Origin of the sequence: Microbulbifer sp. Q7 (genome assembly GCF_001639145.1) — a bacterium.
Taxonomy (GTDB): Bacteria; Pseudomonadota; Gammaproteobacteria; order Pseudomonadales; family Cellvibrionaceae; genus Microbulbifer.
This window is the reverse complement of sequence record NZ_LROY01000002.1, coordinates 2065088-2082065: the sequence shown is the minus strand read 5'-3', so window position 1 is coordinate 2082065 and position 16978 is coordinate 2065088. Positions and strand designations below refer to the sequence as shown.

The following is a 16978-nucleotide window of genomic DNA, read 5'->3' as shown; positions in this document are numbered from 1 at the left end:
GCTGGATTCTCCAGATTGGCAGCATGATAAGTTCAGATCACCTATGGATGATCTCGAGCCGTAACGACTCATCAATTTTGCAGGGTAAGATGTAACCAGAATAATATTCATTAAGCCGGAAAATAAATGAAAAATAAAACCCCGGATGTATTGCTTCAAGTCGTGGTGATTTTCATTGCATGCGTTTTTTCTTATCAAGTGCAATCGGGAGTTCCCGAGCCAGTGTTTGACTTGTATCGGCTACAGGAAGGTATTCCTTTGGCGGTCGCGGCTGAGGAAGGGTGGTTGGCCAATGATGTGGATGCGGAAGGGGACTCCTTCGGTGTTGTGTCCGTAGATGTTCAGCCGCAGCATGGCACTTTGTCTTGGAGTCATGACGGCGCCTTTACCTATATCCCATTCGATGGCTTTTCAGGAAACGACCGACTGTACTACCGTATCGCTGATGATACGGGCATGTCACGGGCCGGGCTGGTGATATTCCACGTGGCTCCGGCGCAGGCGCGCTCCATTTCTGGTGGTTGGTCCACCCTTGGAAATACGCCTTCTCACAATGGCTACCAGCCGGGGTTTGTCACACAGATACCTCCGCAACCATTGTGGGATATCGACGTTGGAGGAACCCAAAGCTATTTCGAGCAGCCTGTGGTGTCTGATGGGCAGGTATTTCTGGTTGTATCCAATAGCTTGAATTATCGGCCCACCTGGAATTACGGGCTGGAATCCCGATCCGTTGCCGATGGTGCTCTTATTTGGTCCAGAAGCGAGTCGCCAGGCCATCATTTCGGCCCCCTGACGGTTGCAGGGAGTGAACTCTATGTATCGCGCCAAGAGTCTGGCATTCACGCTCCGGTAAGCAGCCCCGGGGCCTCCCTGGATGCCTATGACGGCAAGACCGGTGAAGTGCTCTGGAAGCAGGGATTCAGAACACAGTCTATGAAATTTTATCCGCCTCCTGTGGTTGCTGGAGACCGTATCTGGATTAACAGCGGGCAGTATGATGGTTTTTCGGGATACGAGCGCAGCAACGGAGAGCTGTTGTTTCATGTGCCTAAACCCAGTGTCAGTGGTACTGAGCAATTCTGGCCGTTGTTCCATAATGGGCAGCTATATTCCGGCTACACCGGCTATTTGAAGGAGTATGACTCCAGTTCCGGCGCGGTTCTACGCACGGTGGATATTGGTACAAATAATGGCTGGCGCAACTTGGTCGCTGCGGATGATATCGCCCTGTTTAGAAATGCGTACCATCTGAACGCGGTCGACTTGAAGACCTTCACCCGTCTTTGGGATAGTGATTTCGGCGGTGCAAGTCCCCCGGCGATGGCGGACGGCTTGGCCTACCTGGTGGATGATGACGGTGTTCGCTTGCTCGAAGCTGATAGCGGCGTCGAAGTCGCGAGCTATTTTCCAGGTGCGACGCTGTATGATGTACAGCCTCTGGTCACCACCGATAGTGTTATTGTCACTGGCCCTGGTAAAACCTATATCCTCGATCGTTTTTCACTGCAAGAAAAGTACAGCTTGAATTTTGGCGGAAAGGGTTTTTCACTTGCAGACGGTATACTTTTTGTCGCCGGAGGTGCGGTGCGTGCTTTTCGTGTCGGCCCCGCTGCAGAGAGTACCGATCGCGCGCCGCAACTGGTGCAGGTTCCAGATGATCTGGTTCTGGACCAGGGGGATTCGATCACCATCAATCTGCGCGATTACTTCTCTGACCCGGACAGTGATTCACTCTCATACGTTGTGGCACATTCGGCCAACCATGGGCTAATCCATACCTCTGTCAGTGGAGATGATCTAACGATTACTGCGGCCGAATTCCCCGGAAAATTGCACATTACCCTTCGTGCCCATGCTCACGGTTTGGTGGCAGAAGCGACCTTTCAGGTGAGTGTGGTCAATCGCGATATTGAAATACAGATTTTTGACAGCAGTGGTGCGCTAGTGAGTGAAGGGCTGCCGGTAAGTGGTGTCATTTCTGGCAAGGTGATCGTGCGCAACAAGATGGGACAGCACGCGCAGTTCTATCAGAATTTTAGAGTTTTACCTACCCATCACCATGGACATATGGTGGATTCGCCAGTGTGGGAGCGAAGCTTCACTTTGGACACGTCGACTTTTTACGACGGTGAGAATCTCATTAGCGTCCACGTGCATCCTATGAACCACCCTGGTCAAGCCTATAGTTCAGATTTTGATGTCGGTTTTTTCACTTTGGTTACTGATAATGGGCGTCCCGCGGACAATGGCGATGTGCAGCTGCCCTCCCTGCAGATTGATGGGAGTAAAATGCTCATTGATCGCTATGGCAGCGTACCGGGAAGTATTCTGAGTGATGTCGGAGCAATCACTATCACTGACGATTTCGGTGATTTGGATATCGACCAGCAGCAGCATGCGTCGGCGACGGCTCAAGTAATCCCACATCTGGGGGCGAGTGTTCTCGGCCGCTTTCGCTGGGTATCGCAGACTCCGCCTTGGGGCGATTCCAGAAGGGGAATATTTGAAGATGTCCGTCTGCTGAATTTTCAGAGGGAAGAGGCCTACTCCACGAAGATCGTATTTTTCTTCAACGACGCAGTAGGACGCGCAAATTACGCTTTCTATGGCTTCACTATGCCCGGATTGGCCGCAGAGGAGAGGGGAGCATTTTCATATGATGCGTCCAACGCCGAGATAATCAATTTGTCACAGGGGGACGGAGTCGCGGTTCCTCCAGGAGGAACCTACCCGCTGCAGATTTCGGTAAGGCTGCGCGAGCCTTTTCATAATGTATTCAATACCCTGTCTACTTGGGTGGGAAACCGTTCGGTATCGGATGCCAGGTTGGACCGCTATCGAGAATTTGTGCCGGATGGGCTCACAGACTTCGTGGTTGAGGTGGGGATACCGGAAGCGGAAATTGTCAAACTCGAGCAAACACGGGGAAATGGGGCCGATACTGGGGCTTTTGCCATCTGGAATGACTTTGTCAATTTTGGCAATGGTTCAGAAAGCCTGCCAGTCAGTGAGCATCTGCACTTGAACACAATCCGCTCTGCGGAGCTGGCGACACAGTTGCCGGACATTGATGACGACGGTGTAGTAAACGCTCTGGATAACTGCCCGTTTCACGCTAACGAAACGCAGACGGATACGGATAGCGACGGTCGTGGCGACGCGTGTTTCGGGCATGCGGTGGAGGTGGTTGCGGACAACTTTGGCTTGCGCCTGGTCGGCGGTGCCTCCTCGGGACGGCGTGGGCACAGCGTGTACGTATTTGATCAAGATCAGCCATTTGGGTCCAGTTTCTGCTCTGAGGTATGCACCCCATTTTTTCCCCCGGTCATCCTCTCCGGAGAGGATGAGTTGAACTCTCTGCCCGGTGACCTGGATTTTTCACTTTTGCCACGGTTCGATGATCGTCTCCAGCTCGCGTTGGACGGTCGTCGCTTGTACTTTTACGCCTCTGATCTGGCCCCCGGCCAAGTGTTGGGGGATGGAGTTAATGGCCTATGGCGGTTGGCCCAGTTAGATGGTGAAACCGCCATTCCCTATATCTTCCAGTGGGAAGACAGCAACTATGAAATTGGTGAGCATCAGGGCTTTGTTGACCTGTATCTTCTGCGCGATGGTGATGTAAATGCGGGGCGACGTTCCGTGCGGCTGGAGGTGCGGGGAACTTCCACCGCTGAGGCGGACGATTTTGTTTTCATGCGCACCGAGGCGGAGTTTCGCGAGGGTCAGGACCGGATTCCGGTGCGTTTGGAGATAAAGCACGATCTGGTTGCCGAAGAAGATGAGACTGTGGATATCCTGATGATTGCCACATCCGATGCCGATACTGTGCTTGAACCTGCAGTTGTGCGGGTAGTAATTGTGGATGACGATACTGTTAGCAGTAGCAGTAGCAGTAGCAGTAGCAGTAGCAGTAGCAGTAGCAGTAGCAGTAGCAGTAGCAGTAGCAGTAGCAGTAGCGGTAGCAGTAGTAGCGGGAGTAGTAGTGGTAGCAGTAGTAGCGGGAGTAGTAGTGGTAGCAGTAGTAGCGGGAGTAGTAGTGGTAGTAGCGGGAGTAGTAGTGGTGTAGGAGTTATCGGCAGCGGAAACCTAGGGGGAAGTTCCGGGGGGAGCAGCAGTGGCGGTAGTGTGGGGTTCTGGTTTTTGCTGCTATTGGCTGTAGGAGGGATACTCAGGTCACCCGCGCGTTTTACCTTCGCACCTGTGACCTGAGCTTCTTGGGGCCTACTTACATTTTCTCCAGCGTCTCAATCCCCAGCAGTCCCAGGCCAGTAGACAGGGTGCGGGCCACCAGGTCACACAGCTGCAGGCGGCTCTGCTTTTCTTCCTCGCTGACACCTTCCTTCAGTACCGGACAGGCTTCATAGAAGCCCATATAGGTGCTCGCCAGTTCGTACAGATAAGTACACAGCACGTGCGGGAACGTATCCTTGGCCACCTGATCAAGCACCTCGCCAAACTGGTTCAGTTTGATGGCCAGGGCGCGCTCGGCATCGGTGCCGAGAGTGATGGCACCGCTCAGTGACGATGGCTCAACACCGGCGCGGCGGAAGATACTGCGCACGCGGGTGTAGGCGTACTGCAGGTAGGGGGCGGTGTTGCCCTCAAACGCCAGCATGGCGTCCCAGTTGAACACGTAATCGTTGGTGCGGGTTTTGCTCAGATCCGCGTATTTCACCGCGCCAATACCCACCACGCGGCCGATCTCTGCCTGTTCTTCTGCGCTCAACTCCGAATTCTTTGCCGCTACCAGCGCAGTGGCGCGCTCTACCGCTTCGTCCAGCAGGGCGGCCAGCTTTACGGTGCCGCCGGTACGGGTTTTAAACGGCTTGCCGTCGTCGCCCATCATGGTGCCGAAGGCGCAGTGCTCCAGAGTCTGCGTGTCGGCGATATAGCCCGCCTTGCGCGCCACGGTAAAGGCCTGCTGCAGGTGCAGGGACTGGCGCGCATCCACCACGTACAGGATGCGGTCGGCGTTCAGCACATTGGCGCGGTAGCGGATGGCCGCCAGGTCGGTGGTGGCATAGAGGTAGCCGCCACCTTGTTTCTGGATGATCACCACACTGGGGTTGCCTTCCTTGTCCGCCATTTCCGGCAGGAAGGCGACGATCGCGCCCTGGTCTTCCACGGCGATGCCGCGGTCCAGCAAGTCTTTGACCAGCACCGGCAGGTCGTCGTTGTATTGGCTCTCGGCGTACACGTCCTTGCGCTGCAGGGTGACGCCAAGTTTTTCGTAGATTTCTTCCGCGTGGCTGATGGAGATATCGATAAAGCGCTGCCAGAGTTTCAGGCAGTCGGCGTCACCACCCTGCAGCTTCACCACGTAGGCCCGCGCGCGGTCGGCAAAACCTTCCTCCTCGTCGAAGCGCACCTTGGCTTCGCGGTAAAACACTTCAAGGTCGGCGAGGGCGACTTCGGCATCCTTGTTTTCAATCTGGTCGGCCAGGTGCGCCAGCAGCATGCCGAACTGGGTGCCCCAGTCGCCCATGTGGTTCTGGCGGATGACCTGATGCCCCTGGAACTCCAGCAGGCGGGCCAGGGCATCGCCGATGATGGTGGTGCGCAGGTGGCCCACATGCATCTCTTTGGCCAGGTTGGGGTGGGAGTAGTCCAGCACCGCCGTTTGCGGCTCGCTCACCTTGGCAATATTGAGACGCTCATCGGCGCGGGCTGTGGTCAGGGTCTCTGCCAGCCAGGCGTTGTTCAGGTGGATGTTGATGAAGCCGGGGCCGGCGATCTCGACCTTCTCGATCATCGGATGCTCGCCCAGGTGCTCGACGATTTTGGCGGCCAGCTCGCGGGGGTTGCTGCCCACTTTCTTGGCCGCGGCCATGGCGCCATTGGCCTGGTAGTCGCCAAAGCCGGCTTTCTTGGCCGGGGCGACTGCCGGACTGCATTCGGCGGGAATGCCGGCGGCGGTCATGGCAGCCTGGAAGATGTCGTTGAGCTGGTGGCGAATATTCATAAGTGGGCGCTATCCCGTGGCGATTCTGGAAAATGGGAGTCTGGACAATATAGAAGAACGCGGGATTTTAATGGGCGGCGGTGGCATTGCAACCTGCGCGGCGTCTGTTCACTGGGTTAACATGGCGCGCACAGTGATGAATAGAGCAATAAACCGGGGAGGGAGACATGTCTGGGACCACGCTTTACTGGCACGATTACGAAACCTGGGGTGTCGACCCGGGGGCAGACAAGCCCTCCCAGTTTGCCGGTATCCGCACCGACGAAGACCTCAATATCGTCGGCGAGCCGCTGATGATCTACGCCCGGCCCGCGAGTGATTGCCTGCCACAGCCGATGGCGGCACTGGTCACCGGGCTGGCACCGCAGAAGGCGCTGGCCGAGGGTTTGCCGGAAATTGCCTTCATCCAGCGTATTCTCGACGAACTGGGTGCGCCGGGCACCTGCGGTGTGGGCTACAACAGCCTGCGCTTTGACGATGAGGTGACCCGCCACACCCTGTACCGCAACCTGCTGGACCCCTACGAGCGCGAATGGCGCTCGGGCAATAGCCGCTGGGATATCATCGACATGGTGCGACTCACGTACGCGCTGCGCCCAGAAGGTATCCAGTGGCCGGAGCGGGAAGCTGCCGATGGGCAGCGGGTGCCGTCCTTCCGCCTGGAGGAGCTGACCGCGGCCAACGGCATCAGCCATGAGGGCGCGCACGACGCGCTCTCTGACGTCCGTGCCACCATCGACATGGCGCGCCTGATCCGCAAACAGCAGCCCAAGCTGTACGATTATGTGTACAACCTGCGCCGCAAGCAGGAAGTGGCCAAGCTGCTGAATCCGCGGGACCGCAAGCCGCTGCTGCACATTTCCGGCAAGGTGCCCGCCATACACGGCCACCTTACCTACGTATTGCCCCTGGCCATGCACCCGGTCAATCGCAACGCGGTCATCTGCGCCAACCTGTCTATGGACCCACAGCCGATCCTCGATCTGGACCCGGAGGCCCTGCGCGAGCGCCTGTACACCGCCCGCGACAAGCTCGGCGAGGGCGAGTTGCCGGCAGGATTGAAACTGATTCACATGAACCGCTGCCCGGTGCTGGCACCCGCCAACATGCTGTCGGACCAGCGCGCCGAAGAGCTACTGATCGACAAGTCCGCCTGCGAGGCCAATTGGCAGGCGCTGCAGGGGCTGGATCTGACCGAAAAACTGCACCAGGTTTTCCTCGACGGCGACTTCCCGGCCAAGGATGTAGAGGCGCGCCTCTACGACGGTTTTATGAACGACGCCGACCGCGACCTGTGTCGCCAGCTGCACAATGCCCTCACCAGCCGGGGCCCCGAGGCACTGGCGGGGCCGGTGGCGTTTTCCGATTCGCGCCTGCCGGAACTACTCTTTCGCCTGCGGGCGCGAAACTTCCCGGAAACCCTCAATGAGGAAGAGGCCGAGCGCTGGGAAGAGTGGCGTTACCAGCGGCTGACGGACCCGGGGTTTGGGGCGAGTATCACCATGGAAGCGTATTACGAGGAGATCGCGCGGCTGCGCGCGGAGCACCCGGAGCGCTCGGCGCTGCTGGACCAGCTGGAAGCCTGGGGGGATGGGCTGCTTGGTTGAGCAGGTGTTGGTGGATGCGCTGCGCTTATCCACCCTACGGGTCACCACGTATCGGACAATGGTATTGGAGCCTGCGTAGGGTGGATAAGCGCAGCGCATCCACCAACTTGCGGCTGTTCCCGGCGCACTCCGCCGCGTAGAATACCGCCGCCCAGACGCCGGTGATCCCGGCGCAACTCAGTGGCTAATCAATAGCTATCAGCGCTTATTGTGGAGCAGCAATGGATTTTATCGGTGCCAACATCCTTTCCGTCAGTCAGTTTGAACGGGGCGACATCGACCGCATCTTTGCCGTGGCAGACACCATGGTGCCCTACGCCCGGCGGGAAAAAGTCACCCGCGTACTCGAGGGCGCCATCCTCGGCAATATGTTTCTGGAGCCCAGCACCCGCACGCGGGTAAGCTTTGGCTGCGCGTTCAACCTGCTCGGCGGCACCGTGCGTGAAACTGTCGGCATCTCCGCCAGTGCCCTGGCCAAGGGCGAATCCCTGTACGACACCGCGCGGGTGCTCTCCGGGTACTCCGATGTGATCTGTATGCGCCATCCGCAATCCGGCTCGGTGGCCGAGTTTGCCGCCGCCAGCCGCGTGCCGGTGGTCAACGGCGGTGACGGTGCCAACGAGCATCCCACCCAGGCACTGCTCGACCTGTACACCATTCGCAAGGAGCTGGAAGGCAAGGGCAGCTCCCTGGACAATTTCCGCATCGCCATGATTGGCGATTTGAAATACGGCCGCACCGTGCACTCCTTGTGCAAGCTGCTGTGCCTGTTCAAAAACGTGCAACTGGTATTTGTCTCCCCGCAAGAACTGTCGATGCCGGAAGCGGTGATTGAAAAACTCCGCGAGGCCGGTCATCAGGTATCGGTATCCGACCAGCTGGAGCAGTCAATCAAGCATGTGGATATCGTGTACTCCACGCGCATCCAGGAAGAGCGTTTCGAATCCCAGGAAGAGGCCGACCGCTACCGTGGCCGTTTTCGCCTGAACCGGGATATTTTCACCCGCCACGCCGAACCCAATACGGTCATCATGCACCCGCTGCCGCGGGACTCCCGCGCCGAGGCCAACGAGCTGGACTCGGACCTGAATGAGCATCCGAGCCTGGCGATCTTCCGCCAGACCGACAACGGCCTGCTGGTGCGCATGGCACTGTTTGCCATGCTGCTCGGGGTGGAAGACAAGGTCGACCAGTACGCGCGGCCGATCACCTGGCAGACGCGCCGCAATATGGTGTAACAGCGGCGCTGCCATAATTCGCCTTAATTGACCTTAAAAGGGCCGGAATTCGGCCCGCCCCCCGCCAGTTTGTTTTCTTTTAATGCCTCCAGCACTTACTTTTCTGGAGGCATCCGTGAACCGTCCTTTTTTCCATCCGCCGCGTATTCCGCGCGAACTGCTGATTCTCCCGAGCGACGAGTATTACCGCCGTCGCTATCGCAAAAAACACCCCGGCAGTTGGTTGCTGTTTCTGGTCACGGTAATTGCGGTGCTGGTGGCCGCGGCAGGCGCGCGTGCGCAGGATGTGCCACCGGTTGCTGAGGAACCGTTCGACAGTGTCGGCTTGAGTGAATCGGGCAGTGGCGATCTGTTGTTCAAAAGCGGCGAGTCCGGACGCTATATTCCCGCCATTCACCTGGGTACCGAGGCAGACATTCGCGTGCGCGGCCTGGTTGCCGAAGTCACCCTTGCGCAGCAGTTTCGCAACACCAGCAACCACTGGCAGGAAGCCGTGTATGTGTTGCCGCTGCCGGAGAACGCGGCGGTAAATGGCCTGGAGATCGTGATTGGGGAGCGGCGCATTGTGGGCAAGGTGCGCGAGCGCGAGGAGGCGCGCAAGGTGTACAAAAAAGCGCGCGAGGCAGGCCAGCGTGCGGCGTTGCTGGAACAGCAGCGCCCGAATCTGTTTACCAGTCGCGTCGCCAATATTGCGCCGGGAGAAACTGTCTCGGTGGAAGTGCACTATTTACAGAACCTGCGCTTTGACAGTGGCCAGTTCAGCCTGCGCCTGCCCAGTACCCTCACACCGCGCTTTATGCCCGGGTCGCCGGCGGCCTCGGTGCAAGCGGTTTCGTTAAACGCCCACGGCTGGTCGCTGCCCACGGATCAGGTGCCGGATGCGGATCAGATCTCGCCGGTGATGATGCCCGCGGCAGCGCTGGCCAGCCTTGGCAACAGTCATCAGATGAAAATCCGCATCGACCTGGGTATGGGGTTGCCGCTGGCAGATATTTACAGCCCGTACCACGAGGTGAGCTTGCGCCGTGAGGAAAATCAGCGCTATCGGGTCAGCCTGAAGCAGGGTGCGGTGCCGATGGATCGGGATTTTGTTCTTTTCTGGCGACCGCAATCCTCGGCAATGCCGTCCGCCGCCCTGTTTGCCGAGCAGTCGGCGATAGCGGCAGAACCGTCTGCGCAGTACCTGCAGCTTTTACTGTTGCCACCGCAGGAAGCACTTGCTGCGCGCAAGCTGCCCCGCGAGGTGGTGTACGTGGTGGACACGTCCGGATCCATGGGCGGCAACTCCATTCGCCAGGCCAAGGAAAGTCTGCTGCTGGCCCTGTCTCGCCTGACCGCCGCGGACCGTTTCAATATCATCGAGTTCAACAGCAGTCACCAGAATCTATTCCCGCGCCCCCTCGCGGCCACCCCCGCAAATATCCAGCACGCCCGTCACTGGGTTGAGGCGTTGCAGGCGACGGGCGGTACCCATATGGCCCCGGCACTGAGCGAGGCGTTGTCGCAGCAGCTCGACCCGCAGGCTGGCGAGCTGGTGCGGCAGGTGGTGTTTATTACCGATGGCGCGGTGGGTAACGAGGCGGCCCTGTTTGAGATTATCCGGCAGCGGCTTGGGGAAGCCCGACTGTTTACCGTAGGCATCGGTTCTGCCCCCAACAGTTTTTTTATGCGCAAGGCCGCACAGTATGGCCGCGGCAGCTTTGTGCACATCGGTGAACTTGCGCAAGTGCAGTCGAAAATGGGCGCGCTGTTTGAAAAACTGGAAAGCCCGCTGGTGACCGACCTGCAGGTGCAGTGGCCCGCCGGCGTCAAGGTGGCGGTCTATCCGCAGCGATTGCCCGACCTCTACCGCGGTGAGCCGGTGCGACTGGTTGCCCGGGTCGAGGGTAACGCACTGGGTAACGATGCCAGCGGTGAAGTGGTGGTGAGCGGGCGCCTTGCCGGCAAGCGCTTCTCGCGCACGCTCTCCCTCAGTCAGTTGACCGTGGAGGCTTCCGGCAAGGGCATCGGTAGCTTGTGGGCGCGGGAAAAGATTGCGGCGCTGCGCGATGCACAGCGCGAGCGCGGCCCGCTGAATGATCCCGAGGCAGTGGATCCGCTGCGCGAACAGATCCTCGGCCTGGCACTGGGCTATCAACTGACCAGTCCTTACACCAGCTTCGTTGCGGTCGAAGAAACACCGGTGCGTCCGCTTTCCGATTCCCTGCGCTCGAGCCCGGTGCCCAATGCCGTTGCCCACGGCCAGATACTGCAATCGTTTACTTACCCCGCGACCGCAACCGGCGTATATGGGCAAATGATGCTCGCCGCGGTGTTGCTGGCACTGGGTGGTTTGCTGCGCACACTGCGGCGGGGGCCACAGGTGGCCGGGCAGGTACTGGGCCACTGGCGGCCGTTGCGCAGGGCGAGTGCTGCGGTGGAGCGCAGGGTACGTCGCTGGCTGCGCAAGGTAATCCCCGATTTGCGTCGTGGCAAACGGGGGATGTCATGAGGCGCCCGCAAACGCTTACTCCCTATGCGTCTGTGTTGTGTCTCGCCCTTGGCCTGTGGCAGCTTGGGGGTGGGTTCTGGATACTGTTGAAGGCGGAGGCGGCGCAATACCTGATCAGCGATGCCTGGCAGCGCCAGCTCGCCGATGGCGAGATACAAAAGCCGTGGCCCTGGGCGGATACCTGGCCGGTGGCACAGTTGCAGCTGGGGGTGGAAAAGCCACTGGCAGTGTTGCAGGGCACCAGCGGTCAGGCGCTGGCCTTTGGTCCCGGCTTGCTCAACGGTTCCGGTGAGCCCGGCAACCTGGCTGAACCGCGCACCACCGTGATTGCCGGGCACCGGGATACCCATTTCCGCAATCTGGCAGCGCTGAAACCAGGTGCCCTGATTCAGTTGCAGGACAGGGCAGGGCGCTGGCACGGCTTTCGGGTGCGTGGCGCGAGGGTGGTCGACAGCGAAACGGAGGCACTGCCGGTGGTCGACACCCCTGGGTTACTACTGGTCACCTGCTATCCGTTCGATGCGGTCGGCGCGGGTGGGCCCCTGCGATACCTTGTTTATGCCGACTATCTGCGTCCGGAATCTACGGTGCAGCTGTGATGGGGCCGAGCCTTTGGACGCCGGCGGTGCCGCGGCCGGTTTTCGGCCTGGCACGGCCGTACTGTCCTGGTGCTCCGATAACCGCGGAACGGCTTCTGACCGTGACCAGAATTGCCAATCTGGACTCCATTTTGTAATAAAAAATAGCGCTTTGACCGCTATTTGTTTCGGCAAATACGTCAAATGGCAAATAATTGTTTTACAAATTGGTTTTATTTGTTACTAATCGTCCTGTCTGGAAAAACGTTTGTAGTAATACTACAATCGCCCCCGCTTAAGTACACGCAGCCGGTTAATTGAGGGCATCCCTGTGCGCCGCAAGGTGCTCGCTCTACAGTTGACGGGCCGAGAATTCAACGCCGAATTCAAAGTCGAGCCGGTATTAACGAGCCTCCGAGCAGGTTCGGATGGCCGGCGGTATTCAGGTCGCGCAGTCCCTCCCGTTTCTGCATTGCTGCTGAAACGTTGATCAATGTTCGTTGCTTTTCCGCCATTTCAGGCGGTGATCTGGCGAACCTGGTTGCAGGACCCGGGGGAAATCCCGGCGTTTTGGGGTACTGTTGCGCAGCAAAATTCTGACCATAAAAACACCGACTCGACGTCGTATATTCGCCGAGGAGCATTTGATGCACGAAGAAACCGACATTCAGGAAACGCAGGAATGGCTGGACGCGCTGCAGGCGGTTATCCGTCATAGCGGCAAGGAACGCGCTGCGTTCCTGATCAAGCAGCTGTCTGACCGCGCCACTAACACCGGCGTACAGCTGCCGGCTGCCATCACCACCCCTTACCGCAACACCATTCCGCCGGACGCGGAAAAGCGTATGCCGGGTGACCTGTTCATGGAGCGTCGAATCCGCTCCCTGATCCGCTGGAACGCACTGGCCATGGTGGTTCGTGCCAACTCCAACAGCGACAGCCTCGGCGGCCATATCGCCAGCTTCTCATCCGCTGCGACCCTGTACGACGTTGCCTTCAACTATTTCTTCCGCGGTAACGAAGGCGAAGAGCGCGGCGACCTGATTTTCTTCCAGGGCCACAGCGCGCCGGGCATCTACGCCCGCTCCTACCTGGAAGGCCGTTTCGACGAAGAGCAACTGGACAACTTCCGTCGCGAAGTCAACGGCAAGGGTCTTTCCTCTTACCCGCACCCCTGGTTGATGCCGGACTACTGGCAGTTCCCCACCGTTTCCATGGGCCTGGGCCCGATCCAGGCGATCTACCAGGCGCACATCATGCGCTACCTGTCTGCCCGCGACCTGTCGCCGCGCGGCGACCGCAAGGTGTGGGCATTCCTCGGTGACGGTGAGTGTGACGAGCCGGAATCCCTGGGCGCCATCGCCCTGGCGGGCCGCGAGAAGCTGGAAAACCTGGTATTCGTGGTCAACTGTAACCTGCAGCGCCTGGACGGCCCGGTGCGCGGCAACGGCAAGATCGTGCAGGAGCTGGAAGGCGTATTCCGCGGTGCCGGCTGGAACGTGATCAAGGTCCTGTGGGGCCGCCTGTGGGATCCGCTGTTCGAGAAAGACGAAAAAGGTCTGCTGCAGAAAGTCATGGACGAGACCGTCGATGGCGAGATGCAGAACTTCAAGGCCAACGGCGGCGCCTACACCCGCGAGCACTTCTTCGGTAAATATCCGGAGCTCGAGGAGATGGTCAAGGACTTCTCCGACGAAGAGATCATGAAGCTCAACCGCGGCGGCCACGACCCGTACAAGGTGTACGCGGCCTACGCCGAAGCCATGGCGAGCAAGGGCAAGCCTACCGTGATCCTGGCGCAGACCGTGAAAGGTTACGGCCTGGGTGCTGCCGGTGAAGCGGCCATGGACACCCACAACGTGAAGAAGATGGACACCGAGGCGCTGAAGCGCTTCCGCGACCGCTTCGCGATCCCGATTACCGACAAGGAAATCGAAGAAGTTCCTTACTACCGCCCGTCTCCGGACAGCCCGGAAATGAAGTACATGGCGGAGCGCCGCAAGGCACTGGGTGGCCCGGTACCGTCCCGCACCACCGAAGTGGCCAAGCTGGAAATTCCCGAGCTGGATGCCTTCAGTGCCCTGACCAAAGGCTCCGGTGACCGCGAAATTTCCACCACCATGGCGTTCGTGCGCGCACTGTCTGTGCTGGTGAAAGACAAGAAGATGGGCAAGAACGTGGCGCCCATCGTGCCGGACGAAGCCCGTACCTTCGGTATGGAAGGCCTGTTCCGTCAGCTGGGTATCTACTCCTCCCAGGGCCAGAAATACACCCCGGTCGACCACGGCCAGATCATGTATTACAAGGAAGACAAGAAAGGCCAGGTGCTGGAAGAGGGTATTAACGAAGCCGGCGCCATGTCCGCATGGATGGCCCTGGCGACCGCCTACAGCAACCACGGCGTGCCGATGGTGCCTTTCTACATCTATTACTCCATGTTCGGCTTCCAGCGCATTGGCGACCTGGCCTGGGCGGCAGGCGACATGCAGGCGCGCGGCTTCCTGATCGGTGCCACCGCTGGCCGTACCACCCTGAACGGTGAAGGCCTGCAACACCAGGACGGCCACAGCCACGTGCTGTCTGCCACCATTCCGAACTGTAAGAGCTACGACCCGGCCTACGGCTACGACCTGGCTGTGATCATGCGCCAGGGTCTCAAGGAAATGTACGAAGAACAGCAGAACCTGTTCTACTACATCACCATCGAGAACGAAAACTACCTGCAGCCGGAAATGCCGCAGGGCGTTGAAGAAGGCATCATCCGCGGTATCTACAAGCTGGAAAACGATTGTCGCAAGCCGGGCAAAGGCAAGGCGGCGAAGAAGCATGTACAGCTGATTGGCGCTGGCTCCATCCTGCGCGAAGTGCTGGCGGCAGCGGACATTCTTGCCGACCAGTTCGGCGTCACATCTGACGTGTGGAACCTGACCTCCGCCACCGAAGCGGCCCGTGAAGGCCAGGACGTGGCGCGCTGGAACATGCTGCACCCCACCGAAGCACCGCGCAAATCCTGGATTGGCGAGCAGTTCGAAGGTAACGAGACCCCCGTGGTGATCTCCACCGATTACATCCGCTCCTACGTTGAGCCGCTGCGCGAGTTTATCGACGGTGACGTGATTGCGCTGGGCACCGACGGCTTCGGCCGTTCCGACAGCCGCGAACAGCTGCGTCGCTTCTTCGAAGTGAACCGCAACTACGTGACCATTGCCGCGCTGAAAGGCCTGGCTGACCAGGGTGTGATCGAGGCGAGCGAAGTGGCCGATGCCATCAAGAAGCTGAACGTTGACCCGGAAAAAGTAAATCCGCGTCTGGTCTAAACCCGCTGACAAGGAATAAGGCAAAAAATTATGGCAAAACAAGTCATTAAAGTGCCTGATCTCGGCGGCGCCGATCAGGTAGATGTCATTGAAATCGCCGTTGCCGTGGGCGACACGGTGGCGGAAGAGGATGCGCTGATTGTGGTGGAGGGCGACAAGGCCTCCATGGACGTGCCCGCACCGTTTGCCGGCAAGATCCTGAGCCTCTCCGTCAAGGAAGGTGACAAGGTCTCCGAAGGCGACGTGATCGGTGAAATGGAAACCGACGCGGCGGGCGATGACGCTGATAGCGACGCGGCGGAAGCGCCCGCGCCCGCTCCGGCGGCAGAACCGGCACCCGCTGCCGCAGAAGCGCCGGCTCCGGCCGCAGCGGCAGGCGAAGAGAAGGAAGAAGAAATCAAGGTTCCCGACCTCGGCGGTGCCGATGCGGTGGACGTGATTGAAATCTCCGTCTCTGCTGGCGACAGCGTGGAAGAGGGCGACGCCCTGATCGTGGTGGAAGGCGACAAGGCGTCCATGGACGTGCCGTCTTCCGCAACCGGTACCATCGTGTCCATTTCTGTGAAGGAAGGCGACAAGGTGTCCACCGGTGACGTGATCGGCGTGATCAAGACAACTTCTGGCGGTGCTGCGGCTCCTGCACCGGCGCCTGCGGCAGAAGCATCCGCGCCCGCTCCGGCGGCAGCGCCGGTCAGTGAGGCCGAAGCGCCTCAGGAAGCACCGAAGCGCGATCCACACGTGGAGCGCGATCACACGCCGTCCGCCGAAGTTTACGCCGGCCCCGCGGTGCGCAAGCTGGCGCGGGAACTGGGTGTGACCCTGAACAAGGTCAAGCCCTCCGGCCCCCGCGGTCGTGTGACCAAGGATGACCTGCATGCCTATATCAAGGAGCAGGTGAAGAAAGCCGAGAGCGGCGCCGCCAGTGGCGTCGGTGGCAGTATTGGCATCGCGCCGATGCCGGAAATCGACTTCAGCCAGTTTGGCCCGGTCACCACCGAACCCATGAGCAAGATCCACAAGCTCACCGCGGCCAACATGTCCCGCAACTGGCTGAACGTGCCCCACGTGACCCAGTTCGACGACGCCGACATCACCGAGCTGGAAGATTTCCGCAAGGCGATGAAAGCGGAAGCCGAGAAGCGTGGCGTGAAGCTGACGCCGGTGCCATTCCTGCTGAAAGCAGCAGCGGCTGCCCTGCGCGAAGTGCCGAGCTTCAACGTATCCCTGCACAACGATGGCGAGCACATTGTTAAAAAGGATTACGTACACATCGGTATGGCGGTGGATACACCCAAGGGCCTGATGGTTCCGGTAATCCGCGACGTGGACAAGAAAGGCCTGTACGAACTGGCCGAAGAAGCGACCGCCATGGCCATCGCGGCCCGCGACGGCAAGCTGAAGCCCCGCGATATGCAGGGCGCCTGCTTCACCATCTCCAGCCTCGGCGCCATCGGCGGTACCGGTTTTACCCCGATCGTCAATGCGCCGGAAGTGGGCATCCTCGGTGTGTCCAAGCTGGCGATTCGCCCGGAGTGGAACGGCAAGGAATTTGTACCGCGCAAGATGCTGCCGCTGGCACTGTCTTACGATCACCGCGCCGTGAACGGTGGCGATGCCGGACGTTTCCTGACCTACCTGGCTGGCGTGCTGGCCGAAGTGCGCAAGCTGCTGCTGTAATCGTCGGATTCACAGCGACGAGCGAAGAAACGCCAAGGGCCTTGCCCCTTGGCGTTTTTTTTATGTCTGCTTTTTGCGTCAGAAAGTCTCGATGGGGTCGCATTT

General features: G+C 59.4%; 8 protein-coding genes. 7 read left to right on the top strand and 1 reads right to left on the bottom strand.

The genetic code is table 11. The features are described from left to right. Nucleotides 1-126: 126 nt before the first annotated feature. The gene (locus AU182_RS16330) at nt 127-4212 is read left to right on the top strand and encodes a cadherin-like domain-containing protein (RefSeq protein WP_082859457.1); all 4086 of its coding nucleotides are present in this window, start codon (nt 127-129) and stop codon (nt 4210-4212) included. A gap of 16 nt (nt 4213-4228) precedes the next feature. On the opposite strand, the gene argS is transcribed toward AU182_RS16330, so the two are convergent. Further along, the gene (gene argS, locus AU182_RS14420) at nt 4229-5965 is read right to left on the bottom strand and encodes an arginine--tRNA ligase (RefSeq protein WP_066966686.1); all 1737 of its coding nucleotides are present in this window, start codon (nt 5963-5965) and stop codon (nt 4229-4231) included. Between the two features lie 167 nt (nt 5966-6132). Between argS and sbcB the strand changes: the two genes are divergently transcribed. From sbcB to aceF, 6 genes are all read left to right on the top strand, one after another. Then, nucleotides 6133-7572, top strand: a complete 1440-nt coding sequence (gene sbcB / locus AU182_RS14415; protein ID WP_066966683.1) for an exodeoxyribonuclease I — start codon at nt 6133-6135, stop codon at nt 7570-7572. Between the two features lie 221 nt (nt 7573-7793). Beyond that, entirely contained in the window at nt 7794-8810 is a 1017-nt protein-coding gene (locus AU182_RS14410; RefSeq protein ID WP_066966679.1) for an aspartate carbamoyltransferase, read from the top strand. 115 nt (nt 8811-8925) lie between these two features. Then, a complete protein-coding gene (locus tag AU182_RS14405; RefSeq protein WP_082859456.1) occupies nt 8926-11301 on the top strand; it encodes a marine proteobacterial sortase target protein in 2376 nt (791 codons plus the stop codon). Next, a complete protein-coding gene (locus tag AU182_RS14400; RefSeq protein WP_082859455.1) occupies nt 11298-11900 on the top strand; it encodes a class GN sortase in 603 nt (200 codons plus the stop codon). Before AU182_RS14405 ends, AU182_RS14400 begins: the two co-directional genes overlap by 4 nt. 626 nt (nt 11901-12526) lie before the next feature. Continuing rightward, nucleotides 12527-15196 carry a pyruvate dehydrogenase (acetyl-transferring), homodimeric type gene (gene aceE, locus AU182_RS14395; RefSeq protein ID WP_066966671.1) on the top strand — a complete coding sequence of 890 codons (2670 nt, stop codon included), beginning with the start codon at nt 12527-12529 and terminating at the stop codon, nt 15194-15196. A 30-nt stretch (nt 15197-15226) separates the two neighbouring features. Continuing rightward, complete coding sequence (gene aceF, locus AU182_RS14390; RefSeq protein ID WP_066966667.1) at nt 15227-16873, top strand: dihydrolipoyllysine-residue acetyltransferase; 1647 nt, start codon at nt 15227-15229, stop codon at nt 16871-16873. Nucleotides 16874-16978: the final 105 nt, after the last annotated feature.

Coding starts and splice junctions, on each gene's coding strand:
- aceE (WP_066966671.1), top strand. CDS start 12,527: ATGCACGAAGAAACCGACATTCAGGAAACGCAGGAATGGCTGGACGCG.
- sbcB (WP_066966683.1), top strand. CDS start 6,133: ATGTCTGGGACCACGCTTTACTGGCACGATTACGAAACCTGGGGTGTC.
- AU182_RS14400 (WP_082859455.1), top strand. CDS start 11,298: ATGAGGCGCCCGCAAACGCTTACTCCCTATGCGTCTGTGTTGTGTCTC.
- AU182_RS16330 (WP_082859457.1), top strand. CDS start 127: ATGAAAAATAAAACCCCGGATGTATTGCTTCAAGTCGTGGTGATTTTC.
- aceF (WP_066966667.1), top strand. CDS start 15,227: ATGGCAAAACAAGTCATTAAAGTGCCTGATCTCGGCGGCGCCGATCAG.
- AU182_RS14410 (WP_066966679.1), top strand. CDS start 7,794: ATGGATTTTATCGGTGCCAACATCCTTTCCGTCAGTCAGTTTGAACGG.
- argS (WP_066966686.1), bottom strand. CDS start 5,965: ATGAATATTCGCCACCAGCTCAACGACATCTTCCAGGCTGCCATGACC.